The following is an 18,351-nucleotide window of genomic DNA, read 5'->3' as shown; positions in this document are numbered from 1 at the left end:
CAGCAAGACCGGCTTCCGCGTTATGAGCACTGCAAATTTTGACGAAGCCAATGTCAGAGGGGGACTGTCTTGTGGCGAAAATGATCCATTCCATGCTGCGTGTTCTTGATGAAGAGCGTTCGCTGGCATTTTACGAGACCGCATTTGGCCTCAAGCCGGTTGACCGGCTGGTGTTTGACAGCTTCACGCTGATTTATCTGGCCAATGACGAGCAGACGTTTGAGCTGGAGCTGACCATCAATCATGGCCGTACCGAGCCTTATGCGCTGGGGGATGGCTACGGGCATCTGGCTGTTTCTGTTGAGGATCTGGCCTCCGAGCATGCGCGTCTGGATGCGGCAGGTTTCTCGCCCACGCCCATCAAAACTCTGGAAACCGATAACCGGATTATCGGCACCTTCTTTTTCCTGACCGATCCGGACGGGTATAAAATTGAAGTGCTGGGCCGCGGTGAGCCGGGGCGTTTTCTCTGAGTCTCACAGCCCTGTTCCGCAATGGCATTAGGGGCTGATCTGCCTTATAAGGCGCGGTATGCAGACCTCTTTCTCCAAGATGCACGGGCTTGGGAATGACTTTGTCATTCTCGACGAGCGTGCCGGCCATCTGTCCCTCACCCCCGCGCGGATTGCAGCCCTTGCTGACCGCCGCAGAGGGATTGGCTTTGACCAGCTGGTAACGCTCCGTCCGGCCTGTGCGGAGGGGGCGCATGTGTTTGTGCGCTTTTTCAACCCGGATGGGTCAGAGGCAGGTGCCTGCGGCAATGCGTCCCGCTGTGTAGCGGATCTGGTGTTTCGCCAGACCGGCAACCGCACCCCCGTGCTGCAAACACGGGCCGGAACCCTGCCGGCCCGGATTGAACAAAACGGGCTGGTGACGGTCGATATGGGCACCCCAAAGCTGGACTGGCAGGCTGTGCCTCTGGCAACCGAGATGGACACACTCCATCTGCCTCTGGAGGGCGACCCGGCTGCGGCCTCTATGGGGAACCCACACGCAACTTTTTTTGTGAAAGATTTTTCGATGCTCAGCCATGGCAGTGCGCTGGAGCATGACCCGCTCTTCCCTGATCGCGCCAATATTGGTTTTGCCCGCATAGACAGCCCGGAGCACATGCGCCTGAAAGTGCATGAACGCGGGGCAGGGGTGACGGAAGCTTGCGGGTCCGGCGCGTGTGCGGCGGTGGTCAATGCCGTGCGCCGCGGGCTGGTGGAACGCCGCTGCGCCGTGGAGCTGGATGGCGGTATTTTGCAGATTGAGTGGGCTGAAAACGGCCATGTGCTGATGACGGGCCCAGCTGCAACAGCGTTTGACGGAATGGTGGATCTGGCCACCTACGCCTCATGACCCGTCCGGAAATTCTGACATTCGGCTGCCGGCTGAATACGTGGGAAAGCGAAGTCATGCGCGAGCATGCAGCGTCGCTGGAAGACGTGATTATCGTCAACACCTGTGCCGTGACGGGTGAGGCTGAGCGGCAGGCCCGCCAGGCCATCCGCCGTGCGCATCGGGACAACCCGGAGGCCCGCATTGTGGTGACCGGCTGTGCCGCGCAGATCGACCCGGACCGCTGGGCCACCCTGCCGGGTGTGACGCGCGTGCTGGGGAATGAAGAAAAGCTGAAAGCAGAAAGCTGGGCTCCCGCTGCCATGAACGAGCCGCTTGCCGTCTCGGACATTATGGCTGCCAAGGAAACCGCCGCGCATCTGGTGACGGAGTTTGCAGGCCGGACGCGTGCCTTTGTGCAGGTGCAGCAGGGGTGTGACCATCGCTGCACCTTCTGCATCATTCCATTCGGGCGCGGGCCGTCCCGTTCCGCCCCGGTTGGCGTGGTGGTGGAGCAGGTACGCGCTCTGGTCGAATCGGGCTACCGGGAAGTGGTGCTGACCGGCGTGGACATGACGTCGTGGGGCGGGGACCTGCCGGGCACGCCCTCGCTTGGGCAGTTGTGCCGCCGGGTGCTGGGGCTGGTGCCGCAGCTTGAGCGTCTGCGTCTGTCCTCGGTCGATCCCGTGGAAATTGACGAGGATATCTGGCGACTGCTGGAGCATGAGCCGCGCTTCATGCCGTATCTCCATCTCTCGCTTCAGGCCGGGTCTGACCTTATCCTCAAGCGCATGAAGCGCCGCCATCTGGCGGAAGACGCTGCGCGGGTGATTGAACGTGCCCGCAAGCTGCGTCCCGATATCGGCATCGGTGCGGACGTAATTGCCGGATTCCCGACGGAAGATGAGGCGCTGTTTGAAGAAACACGCGCTTTTCTGGAGGCGCAGGGCGTGCCGTATCTGCATGTCTTCCCCTACAGCGAGCGTCCGGGCACCCCGGCAGCGCGGATGCGTGCCGTGCCGGTGCCGGAGCGCAAGGCGCGCGCTGCCCGCCTGCGGGAGGTGGGAGCGGCCTCGGCTGAGCGGTATTACCAGAGTCTGCTTGGGCAGACTTTGCGCGTGCTGATGGAAACGCCCACATCCGGGCATAGTGAACAGTTTGCCCCCGTCCGTCTTGCGGAGGGTGAGGCGGAAACGGGCGAGATTATCAGCCTGCGGGCTGTTGCGGCGGATGCCGCGGGTCTGCTGGCGGAAAGGGTTTGAGATGGCGCTAGGTTTTTTTTCACGGCTCAAGAAGGGCCTCTCCCGCTCAACGCAGAAGCTGGGCGGTGGTCTCACATCCGTCTTCACTAAGCGTAAGCTGGATGATGAGGCGCTTGAAGAGCTGGAAGACCTGCTGATTACGGCAGACCTCGGCCCTGCTGTGGCGGAGCGCATTATCGACTCGTTCCGCAGCACCCGTTTCGGCACAGAAGTCACGGATGAGGAAATCCGCACCGCACTGGCGGATGAAATTGCCAGCGTGCTGGAACCGGTCGCTATCCCGTTCGAGCCGGACCCGGCACACAAGCCGCATGTGGTGCTGGTGGTGGGCGTGAATGGCGTGGGCAAGACAACGACCATTGGTAAAATGGCCCGCTCTTTCACCGATCAGGGCAAGAAAGTGATGATGGTGGCAGGCGATACCTTCCGCGCCGCCGCTGTGGAGCAGTTGCAGGTGTGGGGTGAGCGCACTGGCTGTCAGGTGATTGCCGGTGCTCCTAATGCGGATGCTGCTGGTCTGGCGTTTGAAGGCCTGAAGCGCGCCAAGGCGCAGGATGCGGACCTGCTGTTTGTGGATACGGCGGGCCGTCTGCACAACAAAAGCGCGCTGATGGAAGAGCTGGCCAAAATTATTCGCGTCATGCGGAAATTTGATGAGACGGCTCCCCATTCCGTCCTGCTGGTGCTGGATGCCACCACCGGGCAGAACGCCATGGAGCAGGTGCGCGTGTTCCGTGAGCTGGTGAACGTGACGGGCCTTGTGGTGACCAAACTGGATGGCTCGGCCCGTGGCGGCATTGTGGTGGCGCTGGCAGATAGCTTCGGTCTGCCGGTGCATGCCGTAGGCGTGGGCGAGCAGGTGGAAGACCTGCGACCCTTCTCGGCACAGGACTTTGCGAAGGGGCTGGTCGGCACGCCGGAAGCGGAGGCAGAAACCGCATCCTGACGCAGGCGGAATAGTCCGTTGGTGCGCTTTTTTTGCATGCGTGACGGATTTTCCGCTCAGTGCTACGGATGCTTCCTTGACAGGATATGGCAGCGCCGTTAGCAAGCGCCTGCACCCTTCTGGGAGTGCGAAGTATGGGTGAAGACAGCGACGAGTCTTTTGCTAAGCGATTGAGAGAGGCAGAACGCCGCTCCGGTCGGGTAGAAGAGGATGAAAAAGCCAGTAAGTCTGAGAAGGATGAACAGTCCTTACCGGCACTGGCGCTCAGAGCCGGGACGGAAATGATTTCCGCACTGGTGGTTGGGGTTGCTGTAGGGTGGGGGCTGGACCGTTGGTTCCATACCCGCGCTGTTTTCCTGATTATCTTCGCGCTGATGGGCGGAAGTGCAGGAGTGCTGAATGTCTGGCGGCTGGTAAAGCCACCGGAACAGTGAGTTGGAAAGCTGAAGGCCCGGCAGGATAGTCCGGGCACAGTGGAGTAGGAGAACGGTTTTGGCGGGCGGTTCCAGTATCGACGTACTTGGTCAGTTCGAGCTTCATCCCGTTCTTGGCGGGCTTGGTGAGGCGCTGCGCTTCAGTCAGTCACCTCTCTACATGATCCTGGCTGCGTGCCTGGTTCTTGCGTTCCTGTATTTCGGTATGCGCCCTGCTGCTGTGGTGCCTGGTCGTTTCCAGGCTGCTGCCGAGGTGTGCTACGAATTCATTCACAGCATGGCGGTGGACACCATCGGGCCGGAAGGCACGGCGTTCTTCCCGTTCATCTTCACGCTGTTCTTCTTCATTCTGGCCGGGAACTATATCGGCCTGCTGCCTTTCTCCTTCACCTTCACCAGCCACATTGCAGTGACCCTCGGCCTTGCCGTGATGGTGTTCCTGCTGACGGTGATCGTGTCGCTCAAGGTGCAGGGGTTCCGCTTCTTTGCGCACTTCATGCCGGCTGGTGCCAGCATGTTCCTCGCGCCGCTGCTGATCCCGATTGAGATCCTGTCCTTTCTCTCTCGCCCCGTGAGCCTGTCCATCCGACTGTTTGCAAACATGGTCGCCGGACACGTCATGTTCGATATTTTCGCAAGCTTCGTCATCATGCTCGCCGGTTTTGGTGTGGTGGGTGATGTGTTTGCGATAGGGCCTATTGCCATTAACATGGCGCTGGTGGCTCTTGAGTTGCTTGTTGGTGTGCTGCAGGCCTATGTGTTTGCCATTCTGACGTGCATCTACCTGCGGGAGGCCGTGGCTCACTGAGCTGCTTTGCCCGTTTCGTTTGAACTGTACTTTTTAACAAGGAAGTGACTGATATGGACATCGCTGCAGCCCGGGAAATCGGTGCAGGTATCGCCGTAATCGCCCTCGCCGGCGTTGGTATCGGCCTCGGCAACATCTTTTCAACGCTGGTGAGCAGCATTGCTCGCAACCCCGCATCTCGTCCGCACGTGTTCGGTCTGGGCATGCTGGGCTTCGCGCTGACAGAAGCTATCGCGCTGTTCGCGCTTCTCATCGCGTTCCTGATCCTGTTCGTCTGATAAAACGGTAGGAAAAGGGAGGCCTTCCTGTGGGTGTCATGATGAAGATTGTCCGTGCCGGTTTACTCGCTACGGTATCCGGCGTGTCTCTTCTGGTAATGGCTGCACCTGGTGCATACGCCGCAGGGATGCCTCAGCTTGATTTTCACAACCCCCTGGTTACCGGTCAGGTAATCTGGGGTGCTGTGATCTTCCTGGGCTTTTACCTGGTGCTGAGCCAGGTAATGCTGCCGCGCGTTGGCCGCGTTCTGGAAGACCGGAGTAAGCGTATCTCGGGTGACCTTGATGTTGCGCGCTCTGCAAAACAGGATGCAGACAAAGCGGTGGCGGAACTCCAGCAGGCGCGTAAAGATGCCATGGCTGAAGCTCAGGCCAATCTGCAGAAAACGCTGGACGCTGAACAGCAGGCTGCAGATCAGAAGCTGGCAGAAATCAATGCCCGTCTTTCAGCTGAAATTGCTGACGCTGAAAAACGTATTGCTGCCGAAAAAGCTCAGGCTTTCGGTACGCTCAAAGAAATTGCTGCTGATACCACGCAGGCGCTCGTTTCCCGCCTGACAGGTGTCGCACCCGACGCCCAGCTTGTGGCGCAGAAGGTTGACGGCGCGATCGCGCACCAGAATATCTGACCGGCTCCGGGAGAACTTATAGTCATGTCTGGCATTTTTCACGAAGCAGGTTTCTGGGTCGCTGTTTCCTTCGTTCTGTTTTTCATCTTCTTTGGCCGCAAGGTCTGGGCTCCTATCGCGACTATCCTGGATAGCCGTGCAGCCCGCATCCGGCAGGAACTGGACGAATCAGCCCAGCTCCGTCGGGAAGCCGAGCAGATGCTGGAAGATGCCACGCGTGAGCGTGAGCAGGCTCTGGTTGAAGCCAAAACTATGGTTGAGCAGTCTCTGCAGCATGCTGCGGAACTGGCTGAAAAAGCTCGCGCAGAAGCAGAAGCTGCCGTGCAGCGTCATGAGCAGATGGCACGGGACCGGATTGCTGCCGTAGAACGCGCAGCAATCAAGGAAGTGCGTCAGGCCGCTGTTGATGTGGCTGTTGAAGCCGCACGGGGTGTGCTGGGTCAGTCTCTGGACCAGCAGAAGGCAGAAGCTCTGGTTGATCAGGCCATTGCAAACCTGCCGACCGCTCTTGCGCGTCACGCAGCCTGAGCGCGCGTTTGCTGATTGATCTGGCTTGAACGCGCTCTCTTCCTCCCGGAGTGGTGACGCTCCGGTTCTGAGCATTGTGATTGCCGTTCTGGATGAGCGGGATAACCTCCCGTTTGTCTGTCAGGAACTGGCCGAAGCCCTCAAGCATCTGCCAGAAACTGAAGTTGTTTTTGTGGATGATGGCAGCCGGGATGATACCGTAGCCGTCCTCCAGAAAATGCGGGCCGATGTCCTTCCCGGCCTCCGCGTTCTCTCCCATGACCATTGTTGCGGAAAGTCCGCTGCCCTGCGCACAGGCATTACTGCTGCCCGTGGTGAGTGGATTGCCACCATTGATGGTGATGGTCAGGACGACCCGCGTGAACTGATCGACCTGCTGCGGCTGGCCCGTTCCGCCAACGGCATCCCGCCGCTTGTCGTGGGTGTGCGGAAAAAGCGGAAAGATGGTTGGTCCCGCCGGTTTGCAACCCGGTTTGCCAATGGTCTGCGCCGCCGCCTGTTGCGGGATGAATGCCCGGACACGGGTGCGCCAATCAAACTCTTCCAGCGCGATGCGTTTTTAAAGCTGCCTCAGTTTGAAGGCCTGCATCGCTTCCTGCCTGCGTTGTTTGCGTCTTACGGCGTGCCGCTGCTGTGCCACCCGGTCAAACATCGCCCGCGCCTGCATGGGCAGTCCAAATATACCAATTTCAACCGCGCTCTGGTTGGCATTCGCGATCTGCTGGGTGTGATCTGGCTGCGGAACCGTACCCGCCTGCCGCGCTCGGTCCGCGAATGCTAAATCCACGCTGGGGCCAGCAACGCCTGTCCGGGCGTGCGCTGGCTTTGCTCGGTTTACTCGCATTTTTCCTGTTTTTGCCGGGGCGGGCGTCCACCCCGCCGTTCGACCGTGATGAGCCGCGCTATATGGAAGCGACGGCGCAAATGCTGGAGAGCGGCAACTTCGTGGATGTCCGCTTTCAGGACAAACCCCGCTATCTGCAACCCGCCGGAATTTACTGGCTGGAAGCGGCCTCTGTTGCGGCCACGGGCACGCTGAAAAGCCGGGCCGTCTGGGCCTATCGTCTCCCCTCTCTGCTGGCCATGACCGCCGCTGTGGTGTTGACGGCCTGGATGGGGTCCACGCTGTTTGGCGCCACGGCCGGACTGGGGGCGGGGCTGCTGTTGATGGTTTCTGTGCTGGTGACGGCAGAGAACCGGATGGGTACCATCGATTCCACCCTTCTGCTCAGTGTTCTGCTGGCGCAGGCTGGCCTGTTGCGCGCGCTGTGTGACAGGGAGGCCGAACGCCCCACGCCCTTAAGCACAGCACTACTCTATTGGGGCGCGATTGGCTGCGGCCTGATGTTAAAGGGGCCGGTGATCCTCATTCCGTCTCTGGCCACGCCGCTCTGTCTGGCGGCTGTGGAACGGAATTTCAGCCTGTGGCGCAGGCTACGGCCCGCATGGGGCTGGCTGGTCTCTCTGGCCATTTTGCTACCTTGGTGCATCGCGATTGGCGTGGTTAGTCATGGCGAGTTTTTCCGCCGTGCTGTGGGCACCAATTTTCTGGGTAAGGTGGCTTCTGGCCAGCAAGCGCATGGCTTGCCGCCGGGTTATCATCTGCTGGTTTTCCTAATTGCATTCTGGCCCGGCTCGTTTTTTGCGGCAGCGGCTCTGCCCGCTGTCTGGAAAAGCCGCAAGACGCTACCGGTTAAATATCTGCTGTGCTGGATCATCCCGCATTGGGTGGTGTTTGAAGCCATCGCGACCAAGCTCCCGCATTATGTGCTGCCCACCTATCCTGCCATTGCCATTCTGACGGCGGGTATGCTCGCGCAGGGCGCTCCGGTCTGGGCAGGCTGGCCGCGTGCGGTCTGGGCGCGTCTGGTCTTGGGCGTTTATGGCGTTCTATGGACCATTGCCGGCGTTGCTCTGGCGCTTGCTGGTCCCGTGCTGCTGTGGAAGTTGGAGCATGTGGTTTCTCCTGCAGCGCTGATTCTGGCGGGGGGGAGCCTGCCGCTCATCGGTCTGTCTGTGGTCTTTATCTGCCGGTCAGAGCTGCGTAAGGCCGTGCTGACCAGTGCAGCCTGTGCCATGCTGCTCTATACCGGGCTGTTTCTGGTGGTTGTGCCGCGCCTGCAAAGCATCTGGCTGGCTCCGCGCCTGACCGCACTGGTCGCGGCGCATCAGCCCTGTGCACAGACAGAGGTCTCGTCCGTCTCATTTTCCGAGCCGAGCCTTGTGTTCCTGATGGGCGGTAAAGTGCATCTGGAAGGGCCAGAGGACGCCGCGCGACGGATGCTGAGGAATGAGGCCTGTGCCGTAGCACTGGTTGATGTGCAGAAAAGCGAAGCATTCCTCGCCACACTCGGCCCGGCCCGCAGCCGTGTCCGCACTTATGGCTCTGTGACCGGGGTGAACTATTCCAACGGCCACCATCTGACCATCAGCCTGTATGGGTTAAAACCGTAAGTCTTTGCGTATTTCTGCTGGAATGCGTCTCTCCTCAAAAAGGGCTTTTCCCCAAATATTGGACGCACAAAAGGTGGTCTAAACTCAAAACTGCCTGTTGTGTGTGATGGGCAAGGACGTCCTGTCCGTCTTCATCTGACTGCCGGCCAGATGAGTGACTTCAGAAGCGTTGACGTGCTTCTGGCAGAACTCAATATCACCGCCTGTATCTCGCCAAAGAAAAACCGGCAATCAAAGCTGCCTTATGACTGGCATCTGTATAAAGAGCGTCACCTGATTGAAAACATGATCGCAAAATTCAAAACTGGCGACGGGTGGCAACACGATACGACCACTGCGCTCATACTGTCATGTCCCTAATCGACATCGCAGCAAGCTTCATCTTCTACCTAAAAGAATGCGTCCTGCGCCCAGAGCGGGCCCGTATGTTGGTCTGGTGGTGGCCAACAATCGGGCTTTGTGCGGACGGAGCAGCCGGGATTCGTTCTTGGAACTGCCTTGGTCTAGCTCTGTTGGGGTGCTAAAGCGGTTGCGAGTATAATAGCCTCTAATTGTATGGTGAAAAATGTTTAATGGAACAAAAGTAGAATTGTTTGGGTTTTTATTAATGTTGCTTGGTTTTTTAATATTTTTATATAATAGATATATAAGAGTATTGATTAGATTAACTATGAACTACATCAATTTACATGTTGAAAATTTTGAGCCATTTTATGAGCAATTTAAAATTGACGCGCCTCAAGTGTTTGTATTCTGGAAATTGAAAAAAACGGAACTTATATTGTTTGCTTCGGGCGCTATTTTAATAATGTTTGGCTATCTGGGAAAATTATTTCATCTGAGTTTAATTAAATAAAAACCGAAAAATGCAGTTTCTACACCAGGCATGGGGCAATTCAGGAATACCTGGGTTCAGGACGCATAGCCAGAATATGACGGTTGCTGCGAGACAGATGGCGGAAAAGAAGATGGTAGGGCATCTATCATAGCGTGTTGTGACGCGCCTCCCGTCCTTGAGTCTCCCAATCATGATCGTCTGAGGCTCTGCCTTTCTGGCAGCGAGTCCCTCGATCATGTGGATAAAAATCCCCACAGTACTCCGGCGCTTCCAGCGGTTGTAGGGTGTCTTGTGTGGGCCGTATTCTCGGGGCGCATCACGCCAGCGCAGGCCGTCCGATTGACGAAAATGACGCCACTTAGCGCGCGGCGATCATCAACACGTGGTCAACTGTGGCTTTATGGGAAAAAAGTGGTGCCCGCTGGAGGATTCGAACCACCGGCCCCATCATTACGAATGACGTGCTCTACCAACTGAGCTAAGCGGGCATACTCACTTTCGAGAGGCTGAGTATCATAGCACTTCAGGAAACGCAACGGGGGAAGATGCGGAAATCAGAAGATATTTTGCATCCCGTATGGCCTGTGATGCCCCCGCATGGCTGCAATCTTGTGACATGACTATTACGCTCCGGTTTTTTTCGTTCTAAGGTCACCCTTATGAGCGTGTCGCAATTTACCGCCCTGATGCGTGAAGCCGTGATGCCTGTTCAGGATACATCGGTGGATAACACCCGGCACGTTCAGGTTCTTGAAGGTGTTATGGAGTGTCCGTGTTGCGGGCTTGTCCAGAAACTTCCTGAGCTGAAGCCCGGGACGCAGGCGCGTTGTCCGCGCTGTAACCAGTCGCTGGACCGGCGGAACAAGACTGCGCCGATTGCAACACCACTGGCCTTCTGCATTACCTCGGCGGCCCTGTATGTGGCCATGCTGTTTTCCACCCTCATGATGCTCGATCTCTATGGGCGGCAGCGCACGGTGGATATCCTCACCGGCCCGATTGAACTTTTGCATGAAGGCTGGGGCGAGGTGGGCGTGCTGGTGGCCATTGCCACCATTCTGGCCCCCGGTATCGTCATTGCCATGATGGGCATGATTTTGACCGCCGCCCTCCGGCCCAGTTTGCCCGCCTGGGTGCCGCATTTGATGAAGTGGTATGAGGCGCTCCGCCCATGGTCCATGGTGGAAGTGTATATTCTGGGCGTGTTTGTGGCCTACACCAAGCTGGTGGATCTGGCGTTTGTGGAGGTTGGGGCTGCCGTTTATCTGGTGGCTGGCCTGATGGTCTCCATGGCAGCCACGGACGCCACGCTGGATACGGAAATTATCTGGCGGCACCGGAAGATTGATGCCTTCATGCGCCCCATGCGTGGCCCGCGCCTGCCGCTCACCTTTGTGGCCGTAGGCGAGGATGACCTGCTGCTGCCGTCTGCCAACCGCGTCTCCTGCCTTTCCTGCGGGCTGGTGCTGGAGTTTGACCACCCGGTGCATCCCACGGAGCCTTCCGGCTATTGTCCCCGCTGTGGGCATGTCGTGCGGCATCGCAAGGCCAACAGCATGAGCCGTACCGTGGCGCTGCTTGTTTCGGCCATTGTTTTTTATCTGCCGGCCAATATTTATCCGGTCATGACCGTGATCCGCATGGGGGCCGGGACTGGCCACACCATTGTGGAAGGCGCGATAGAGCTGTGGGTGGACGGGATGATCCCGCTTTCCCTGCTTGTCATCTTTGCCAGTGTGACGGTGCCCGTGCTTAAAGTCATCGGCCTGTCTTATATGGTAGAGGCTACGCGGCGGAAGTCGCACAGGCATCTGCCATTCAGGTCCAAAGTGTATCGTATTATTGATATTATTGGCCGCTGGTCGATGATTGACGTATTTATGGTCTCTATTCTTGTCGCAATGGTACGTTTTAACCATATGGCAAGTATTACAGCCAACGGTGGTATGGTCTGCTTTGCCGCTGTTGTGGTGCTGACAATTTTTGCGGTCCACACATTTGACCCGCGTCTGATGTGGGATGCCGCAGGTAAAAATGGTGATGCGGCTTATGCCCGCACCTCAGGCAAAGGCCGGCGGCGTGGTCACACAGCCGTGCAGGCCAGTGCGTATCAGGATAACATGGAGCCGGACAGGGCGTGAACGGACAGAATCATTATCAGTCACCCGACGAGAATGACAGCACAATGCCAGATGCTGTCGTGCGTCGTATCCGGTTTTCCATCATCTGGATTATTCCCGTCCTCTCAGTGCTGATTGCGGGCTTTCTGATCTGGAAAAGCTTTGCCAATAACGGGCCGGAAATCACCGTTGTGTTTGACACAGCCGATGGTCTGACAAGTGGCCAGACGCAGGTGAAGAACAAGGCCGTGGTGCTGGGCACGGTGGAAGGCATCTCTCTGACGGATGACCTGCGGCATGTGAACGTGCGTATCCGCATGAATGCCGGGTCCGGCCCCATGCTGACGGACAAGGCGCGCTTCTGGGTGGTGCGTCCGCGCATCAACGGCGCCAGCATCACCGGGCTCGAAACCCTGATGTCCGGCGCATACATTGCGTTTGACCCCGGTCTGGAAGGGAGCGACCCGACCACAGCCCAGCGCAAGACGGAGTTCCGTGGTCTGGAAGCTCCTCCGGGGGTGCGGTCTGACCAGCCGGGGCGGACCTATACGCTCATTACGCCCACCATCGGTTCCATCGGGCAGGGCGCCCCCGTTTTCTTCCGCGATGTGGATGTGGGGGAAGTGCTGGGCTACACCATGCCGCCGGGCGGCCGCGGGCCGATCCTGATCCAGCTTTTTGTGCGTGAGCCGTATGACCACTATCTGTATCCGGATACCCGGTTCTGGAACGTGTCTGGCGTGCAGGTCGGCTTTGGGGCTGGTGGTCTGAAGGTGCAGATGCAGTCTCTGCAGGCATTGTTCTCCGGTGGTGTGGCCTTTGGCCTGCCGCGGGATAAGGACAGAACGCCGCATGATGAAGCCCCGGCGGATACCGTCTTCAAACTCTATGACAGTCAGGCCGATGCCGAGAGTGCGGGCTATCATGAGCGCGTGCCGCTGGCGACTTACGTGACCTCCTCCGTCAAGGGGCTGGCCCCGGGCAGTCAGGTCACCATGTTCGGCATTCAGATTGGCAGCGTGACCAGCGTGAAGCTGGATCTGGACCAGAAGGCTGGTCATCCGCGTGTCCGTATTGGCATGCAGATCCAGCCGGAACGCGTGCTGGCTGCCGACGAAATTCGTCATGGCGCTCTGACAGACATGTTCAAGACGCTGGTGGCCAACGGCCTGCGGGCCTCCACCGACAGCGCAAGCCTGCTGACGGGCGAGACCATGATCTCGCTGAACTTTGTGAAAAACCCGCCGCCAGCCACCACCACCATGGAAGGGCCGACGCTGGTTATCCCCAGTCAGGCCGGTGGCATGAGCGGGATTATGGACTCTCTCTCCACCGTGGCGTCTCGTCTGGCCGATATGCCGTTTGAACAGATTGGGGTGAATGCCAACAACCTGCTGGCCAATGCAGACAAGACGCTGACCAGCCCGGAAGTGAAGCAGTCTCTTTCCAGCCTGAAAGAGTCTCTCAAGAACCTTCAGGCCATGAGCACGCAGTTGCGGAGTGGGATGGGGCCGCTGATGCAGCGTCTGCCGGAAATGACCAACCAGCTTGATCAGACCCTGCAGAACGCCAACCACCTGCTGGCAGGCTATGGCGGAAACAGTGATTTCCACCGTAATCTTCAGGCCATGGTGATCCAGCTTGGGCAGGCAGCGCGGTCTCTGCGGTTCCTGTCCGAGTTCCTGACCAACCACCCCACTGCGCTGATATCGGGACGGTAAAGCATGACGCTCTCTTCTTCCTCACGCCGCCTTCAGGCTTCTCTCCCTCGTCGTAGCCTGTTGCTGGGGGCTGCCGGACTGGGTGTGATGGCAACGACGCTCACGGCCTGCTCCAGCGGGGCAGGGCCGACGCTTTACACGCTTTCCGTTGTGCCGGGGCAGCCTGCGCCGGGTGGTCCGCGCTTTGTGGAGGTGCGTCAGCCTACCATTGCTTCCGGGCTGGACCGTGATCGCATTGTGACGGCAGATACCGGCTACAAACTGACGGTTTCCCCGAATGACGCGTGGGGGGACTCGCTGGCCGGGCAGATCAGCCGCACACTGGCAGGGGATCTGGCCCAGCGTCTGCCGGGCACCAGCGTGTTTGCAGAAAATGATGCCGTTTCCACCGAGCCACAGGCTTACGTCGAACTTTCTGTGACGCGCTTCTCCACCGGCCCCTCCGGTGCGGTGCAGATTGAGGCCGCGTTGTCCGTCAAGGGTGCGCAGGCTGGCGCACCGGATACCAGTGGGCAGTTCTATATGCAGCGTGTGCTGGTGCAGGCACCGGCGGTCTCTTCCGGCACCATGGCAATGGTGCAGGTGCTCAGCCAGCTCCTTGGTCAGCTTGCCGATCAGGCAGCGGCACAACTGCGGATGATGCCGCCGGTGCCTGAAAGCCAGACGACGGATACCGGGGCTTCCGGGTCAACTGCTCATCATCGGAAATAAAATCCGGGGTTTCCCCGGTCGTGTCCGCTCTCTCAGAGTTCAGACAATAAAAAAGGCGGCCCCATTCCGGGCCGCCTTTTTTGGTCTCGGCTCAGCCTCAGGCTGAATCGGGGCCGAATTCCCGATCATGGTCGATCAGCGGAATGGGGTAATCCCCGGTAAAGCAGGCGTCGCAATAACGCTCACGGTAGGCACCACGGCTTTCATGACCCATGGCGCGGTAGAGACCGTCCAGCGAGATAAAGGCCAGACTGTCCACACCAATCAGTTCCGCCATCGTGGCAAGATCATGCTGGGCGGCCAGCAAGTGGCTGCGCTCAGGAGTGTCGATGCCATAGAAGCAGGAGTGCTTGGTGGGCGGGGAGGAGATGCGCATATGCACTTCCTTGGCCCCTGCCGCGCGCACCATGTCCACAATCTTGCGGGAGGTTGTGCCGCGCACAATGGAGTCGTCCACCAGAATAACCCGCTTGCCATCCAGCGCCGGGCGGTTGGTGGAGTGCTTCATCTTCACGCCCAGATTACGGATCTGGTCCGTGGGTTCAATGAAGGTGCGGCCCACATAATGGTTGCGGATAATGCCCAGCTCGAACGGAATGCCACTGGCTTCCGCATAGCCCATGGCAGACGGCACGCCGGAATCCGGCACTGGCACCACCACATCGGCATCTACGCCGCTTTCCTGTGCCAGTTCCTTACCAATCTGCTTGCGCACGGCATAAACGGGCAGGCCTTCCAGCACGGAGTCCGGACGGGCGAAGTAGATATATTCAAACACGCAGAAATGCGGCTTGGTATCGCCAAAGGGGCGCAGGGAGCGGATGCCGTTATCGTCGATAATCACCAGCTCGCCCGGTTCCACATCGCGCACGAATTCGGCACCAATGATGTCGAGACCGCAGGTTTCAGACGCCAGCACCCAGCTGCCTTCCTTGCCGTCTTCACCCGGCAGGCGGCCCAGCACCAGAGGACGCACACCCATCGGGTCACGCACGCCCATCAGGGCATCCTGAGAGAGCACGACGAGAGAATAGGCACCCGTTACGCGTTTGAGCGCGTCAATCAGGCGATCTTCCACCGTGGCGTAGAGGGAGATGGCAATCAGATGGACAAAAACTTCCGTGTCCATGGTGGACTGGAAGAGACAGCCACGGCGGATAAGTTCCTGACGCAGGGAATCAGAGTTGGTCAGGTTACCGTTATGGGCCACGGCCAGACCGCCAAAAGCGAATTCGGCAAACAGCGGCTGCACGTTGCGCAGCAGCGTCGCCCCGGTGGTGGCGTAACGGTTATGGCCAATGGCGCGGTCCCCTTTGAGGGTCGCCATGACGCGTGGGTCATTGAACACATCGCCGACCAGTCCCAGTCCACGGTGGGAATGAAAGCGGCCATCGTTGGAGACAATGCCGGCGGCTTCCTGCCCCCGGTGTTGGAGGGCGTGCAGGCCAAGGGCTGTCAGGGCGGCAGCATCTTTGGCGTTCCAGATACCAAAGACGGCGCATTCTTCATGCGGATGGTCGTCGTCATGGCAGGAGGCACCCGCAGGTGCTTCAGGAAGGGTCGGGTGGGAGAGCATCGGTGCGCAGGGCCTCCGCAAATAGCCGGCATAGGGCCGCAAGAGATCACAAGGTGGCGTCATGACCCGTGGAGAGATTCGGTGCAACCCCTTTCGCACTGAAAACCGGCAGGAATGGTTGGATATAGGCTGCGCCGAGGCGAATATAAGGGGTGAGTCGCCCATTTGCCTCAAGGCTGGCCATATCTTCCGGCATCATGAACCACTGTGCGGCCATAAACAGCAGCACAACAAGTAATCCACCACGTATGACCCCAAAGCCACACCCTAGCGTGCGGTCCAGACTGCTCAGCGCCGTCAGATGCACCAGTCGGACGATAAAGGCCGAGAACAGGGCCGCCGCAATCAGCAGCCCCAGCAGCAGGATAACAAATGCTGCGGCATGGGCGGCCAGAGGGTTGGAGAGGTAAGGGGTCGTCCAGGGGATGAGCACGGGATAGAACCGGCAGGCCAGCAGAATGGCCAGGATCCAGCCGCCAAGGCCCAGCGCCTGCCGGGTGAAGCCACGCCACAGACCATGCAGGGCTGAAACCCCCACAATCACAAGGGAAATGATGTCGATGGCTGCCATGGGGGCAAACGTCTCTCAGGGGAGCTTGCTGGTGGAAATCCGCCAGGGGCGGACGGCTTTGCCGTTCAGTTTCTTGCGGTGCGGCGGCTGGTTGAGGCGCAGAAAGAGATCGCCCACCTCAATCCGGCGGAGCAGTTCGGTCCACACATCTGTTGGGTCCAGACCTTCCTCCGCCCAGACGGCTTCCAGACTGCGCATGAAGGCAGCGCTTTCCCGGATGATATCGGGGTGGTTTCTGGCAATAAAGGCCGCTGTGCAAGCTGTGGCGTGCTGCCCCATCGTTTGACTGAGCCGCTTGATAACAGCCTGCTGCTCTGGCGAGGGCGCAGACTGTGCGGAAGCCGTACGGAATCCTGCCGGGGCAGGAGTTTTCCCGGAAGTCAGGGAGGGGCGAGCTTTAGGATCGGACACGTGCGGCATGTTGTCATGATGGGCGGGAGAAGGGAGGCTGGTCAACCTTCCTGCTCAGCGGGCCCCTGTACAAACAGCTCATCCTCGCCCGGCGTCATGGGATAGGTGGAGGCGGCGACAATATGTGTGTTCACGCGCCGCAGGTCACGCAGCAGGGTGAGCTGATACGTCACCTCTTCATCCTGCAGGGAGATGTCATGACCTTCGGTGGTGGATGAGGCGTCAGAAGTCTGTTTGCGCAGGCGCTCGAAATAGGCCGTGGTGGCCTCAATTTCCAGATCGCGGAAGAAGTCCTTCTGGCCGTTCAGCGGGTTGGGCATGCCGCGTTCCGTCCCCAGCAGCACGGTGGCGCAGACATTCAGATTGGTGGTCAGCTGGGTAGCCATGGTCAGTACCGGGGCCAGCAGAGTCTGCGGAAGCTGCAAGCGCTGACGGGCCATTTTCTGCACCATGGGCACAAGGCTGCGCTCCACAATATCCTCAGCGTGCAGGAGCTGGGTGGTGAACGCCAGAATATCTTCCGCCCGATCCATTTCCCGCTGGTTTGCCGTCTCCGGGTCCAGCCCGGCCAGATAGGAGCGGATGGCATTGCCCAGATCTTCCATAGCGTTGCCGAGCGGACGAGCCGCACCGGCGCGCGCCGGGTCGGAAGAAGTCAGCCCATCCCGCATGGCATCGAGCATGGCGGCCAGCAGGTCACACAGCCGCATGGCTTCCCGCGTTGCACTTCCAACAGCAAGCTGCGGGGCTTTGTCCAGCAACAGCCGGTCCAGATAGAGCGGGGTGCCGGGTGTTTGCCGGGCGGTCTGCGGTGGGGTGGGGATCAGACGCATCATCAGGCGGGCGTAGCTGTTGAGCAGCGGGATCATCAGCATGGCCAGCAGGATGTTGAACAGCGTGTGGAAGTCCGCCACCTGACGCGCCGCATCCGGTTCCATACGGGCAACAAGCGCACTCAGCCAGGGCAGGATGGGTAGTAGCAGGCCAGCCCCCACCACACGCACCAGCAGATTGCCCATAGAAATGCGGCGGGCTGTCAGGTCTGTCCGGCTGCCTTCCACCACGGGGTTGATGGACGTGCCGATATTAGCCCCCAGCACCAGCGCCAGCGCGGTTTCCACCGGAATGGTACCGCTGGTGGCAAAGGTGGTGATCAGCATGACTGTCGCCACGGAAGAGTGGCTGATCCAAGTAATGACGGCTCCCAGCAGCACGGCCGCCAGATCGTGCGAGCTCATGGCGCCCAGCACGGCGGTCAGTTCCGGCCGGTGTGTGTAGGGGCCAAGCAGCACGAGGAACTGCCGCAGGGAGATGAGGATCAGCCCCAGACCGATAAAGACGCGCCCGGAATCGCGCCATGTACCCTGCCCACGCCGGAACAGCATGACGCCTGTCAGCACAAAGACGGGGGCGATGGCAGCGACATCAAAAGAGAGTAGCTGAACAATCAGCGTGGTGCCGACATTCGCCCCCAGCATGACAGCCAGTGCCGGGGCCAGTTCCAGCTGCCCGCGGGCGGCCAGACCGGTAATCATCAGCCCGGTGGCGGTGGAAGACTGGAGAACCGCCGTAATGCCAAGGCCGGTCAGGAAGGCCTGAAACCGGTTGCCCAGCATACGGGAGAGCAGGCTGTTCAGCCGTGCGCCGCAGGCCCGCTGCACGCCGGTCTGCACCATATGCACGCCCCACAGCAGCAGGGCGACGCTTCCGGCAAGATCAACAAGTGTCAGCAGTTCCAAGG

Annotated in this window: 18 protein-coding genes, 1 tRNA gene and 1 pseudogene; 14 read left to right on the top strand and 6 right to left on the bottom strand. The window is 59.4% G+C overall.

Translation table 11 applies throughout. The features are described from left to right. Positions 1 to 71: 71 nt before the first annotated feature. The 11 genes from HK23_RS05385 to HK23_RS05335 all read left to right on the top strand — a co-directional run bounded on the left by HK23_RS05385 (position 72) and on the right by HK23_RS05335 (position 8,662). Complete coding sequence (locus HK23_RS05385; RefSeq protein ID WP_086653239.1) at positions 72 to 473, top strand: VOC family protein; 402 nt, start codon at positions 72 to 74, stop codon at positions 471 to 473. A 58-nt stretch (positions 474 to 531) separates the two neighbouring features. Further along, a complete protein-coding gene (gene dapF, locus HK23_RS05380) occupies positions 532 to 1,344 on the top strand; it encodes a diaminopimelate epimerase (protein ID WP_086653180.1) in 813 nt (270 codons plus the stop codon). Next, positions 1,341 to 2,585 carry a tRNA (N(6)-L-threonylcarbamoyladenosine(37)-C(2))-methylthiotransferase MtaB gene (gene mtaB / locus HK23_RS05375; protein ID WP_086653179.1) on the top strand — a complete coding sequence of 415 codons (1,245 nt, stop codon included), beginning with the start codon at positions 1,341 to 1,343 and terminating at the stop codon, positions 2,583 to 2,585. Before dapF ends, mtaB begins: the two co-directional genes overlap by 4 nt. Position 2,586: 1 nt before the next feature. Then, positions 2,587 to 3,531, top strand: a complete 945-nt coding sequence (gene ftsY, locus HK23_RS05370) for a signal recognition particle-docking protein FtsY (RefSeq protein WP_086653178.1) — start codon at positions 2,587 to 2,589, stop codon at positions 3,529 to 3,531. 134 nt (positions 3,532 to 3,665) lie between these two features. After that, the gene (locus tag HK23_RS05365; RefSeq protein ID WP_086653177.1) at positions 3,666 to 3,965 is read left to right on the top strand and encodes an AtpZ/AtpI family protein; all 300 of its coding nucleotides are present in this window, start codon (positions 3,666 to 3,668) and stop codon (positions 3,963 to 3,965) included. 58 nt (positions 3,966 to 4,023) lie between these two features. After that, positions 4,024 to 4,773 carry a F0F1 ATP synthase subunit A gene (locus tag HK23_RS05360; RefSeq protein WP_061502640.1) on the top strand — a complete coding sequence of 250 codons (750 nt, stop codon included), beginning with the start codon at positions 4,024 to 4,026 and terminating at the stop codon, positions 4,771 to 4,773. Positions 4,774 to 4,826: 53 nt separating this feature from the next. After that, positions 4,827 to 5,051 carry an ATP synthase subunit C family protein gene (locus tag HK23_RS05355; protein ID WP_003624142.1) on the top strand — a complete coding sequence of 75 codons (225 nt, stop codon included), beginning with the start codon at positions 4,827 to 4,829 and terminating at the stop codon, positions 5,049 to 5,051. Between the two features lie 47 nt (positions 5,052 to 5,098). After that, positions 5,099 to 5,680 (top strand): F0F1 ATP synthase subunit B family protein, encoded by a 582-nt coding sequence (locus tag HK23_RS05350; RefSeq protein ID WP_082881580.1) that lies wholly within the window; start codon positions 5,099 to 5,101, stop codon positions 5,678 to 5,680. A gap of 33 nt (positions 5,681 to 5,713) precedes the next feature. After that, a complete protein-coding gene (atpF, locus tag HK23_RS05345; RefSeq protein WP_179193812.1) occupies positions 5,714 to 6,208 on the top strand; it encodes a F0F1 ATP synthase subunit B in 495 nt (164 codons plus the stop codon). Positions 6,209 to 6,233: 25 nt separating this feature from the next. Beyond that, positions 6,234 to 6,989 (top strand): glycosyltransferase, encoded by a 756-nt coding sequence (locus HK23_RS05340; protein WP_086653175.1) that lies wholly within the window; start codon positions 6,234 to 6,236, stop codon positions 6,987 to 6,989. Then, positions 6,983 to 8,662 carry an ArnT family glycosyltransferase gene (locus HK23_RS05335; protein WP_086653174.1) on the top strand — a complete coding sequence of 560 codons (1,680 nt, stop codon included), beginning with the start codon at positions 6,983 to 6,985 and terminating at the stop codon, positions 8,660 to 8,662. Before HK23_RS05340 ends, HK23_RS05335 begins: the two co-directional genes overlap by 7 nt. A 922-nt stretch (positions 8,663 to 9,584) precedes the next feature. Here the strand turns inward: HK23_RS05335 and HK23_RS05325 are convergent. Next, positions 9,585 to 9,886: pseudogene (locus HK23_RS05325) on the bottom strand (transposase); the annotation flags it as partial. A 26-nt stretch (positions 9,887 to 9,912) separates the two neighbouring features. Beyond that, positions 9,913 to 9,988 (bottom strand) — tRNA-Thr (locus HK23_RS05320). A 171-nt stretch (positions 9,989 to 10,159) separates the two neighbouring features. On the opposite strand from HK23_RS05320, the gene HK23_RS05315 reads away from it, so the two are divergent. The 3 genes from HK23_RS05315 to HK23_RS05305 are packed head-to-tail and all read left to right on the top strand — an operon-like array spanning position 10,160 to position 14,052. Then, positions 10,160 to 11,641, top strand: a complete 1,482-nt coding sequence (locus HK23_RS05315; RefSeq protein WP_063906890.1) for a paraquat-inducible protein A — start codon at positions 10,160 to 10,162, stop codon at positions 11,639 to 11,641. Then, positions 11,638 to 13,341, top strand: coding sequence for a PqiB family protein (locus tag HK23_RS05310; protein ID WP_179193807.1), 1,704 nt, complete (start codon positions 11,638 to 11,640; stop codon positions 13,339 to 13,341). The genes HK23_RS05315 and HK23_RS05310 overlap by 4 nt, the downstream gene beginning before the upstream one ends. A 3-nt stretch (positions 13,342 to 13,344) precedes the next feature. Further along, on the top strand, positions 13,345 to 14,052 hold the full coding sequence (locus tag HK23_RS05305) for a PqiC family protein (protein ID WP_086653172.1): 708 nt from the start codon (positions 13,345 to 13,347) through the stop codon (positions 14,050 to 14,052). A gap of 97 nt (positions 14,053 to 14,149) precedes the next feature. Here the strand turns inward: HK23_RS05305 and purF are convergent, their stop codons facing one another. Genes purF through HK23_RS05285 form a run of 4 tightly spaced genes read right to left on the bottom strand, consistent with a single transcriptional unit; the run spans position 14,150 to position 18,349 of the window. Further along, entirely contained in the window at positions 14,150 to 15,628 is a 1,479-nt protein-coding gene (gene purF, locus HK23_RS05300; protein ID WP_063906889.1) for an amidophosphoribosyltransferase, read from the bottom strand. Between the two features lie 46 nt (positions 15,629 to 15,674). Next, positions 15,675 to 16,199 (bottom strand): CvpA family protein, encoded by a 525-nt coding sequence (locus tag HK23_RS05295; protein WP_063906888.1) that lies wholly within the window; start codon positions 16,197 to 16,199, stop codon positions 15,675 to 15,677. A 15-nt stretch (positions 16,200 to 16,214) separates the two neighbouring features. Further along, positions 16,215 to 16,655, bottom strand: coding sequence for a phosphoribosyl-ATP pyrophosphatase (locus HK23_RS14505; protein WP_179193806.1), 441 nt, complete (start codon positions 16,653 to 16,655; stop codon positions 16,215 to 16,217). Next, positions 16,652 to 18,349, bottom strand: coding sequence for a Na/Pi cotransporter family protein (locus HK23_RS05285; RefSeq protein ID WP_063906886.1), 1,698 nt, complete (start codon positions 18,347 to 18,349; stop codon positions 16,652 to 16,654). Before HK23_RS05285 ends, HK23_RS14505 begins: the two co-directional genes overlap by 4 nt. Positions 18,350 to 18,351: the final 2 nt, after the last annotated feature.

The organism is Acetobacter malorum, from assembly GCF_002153605.1.
GTDB classification, from domain to species: Bacteria; Pseudomonadota; Alphaproteobacteria; order Acetobacterales; family Acetobacteraceae; genus Acetobacter; species Acetobacter malorum_A.
This window is presented reverse-complemented; position numbering and strand designations above follow the sequence as displayed.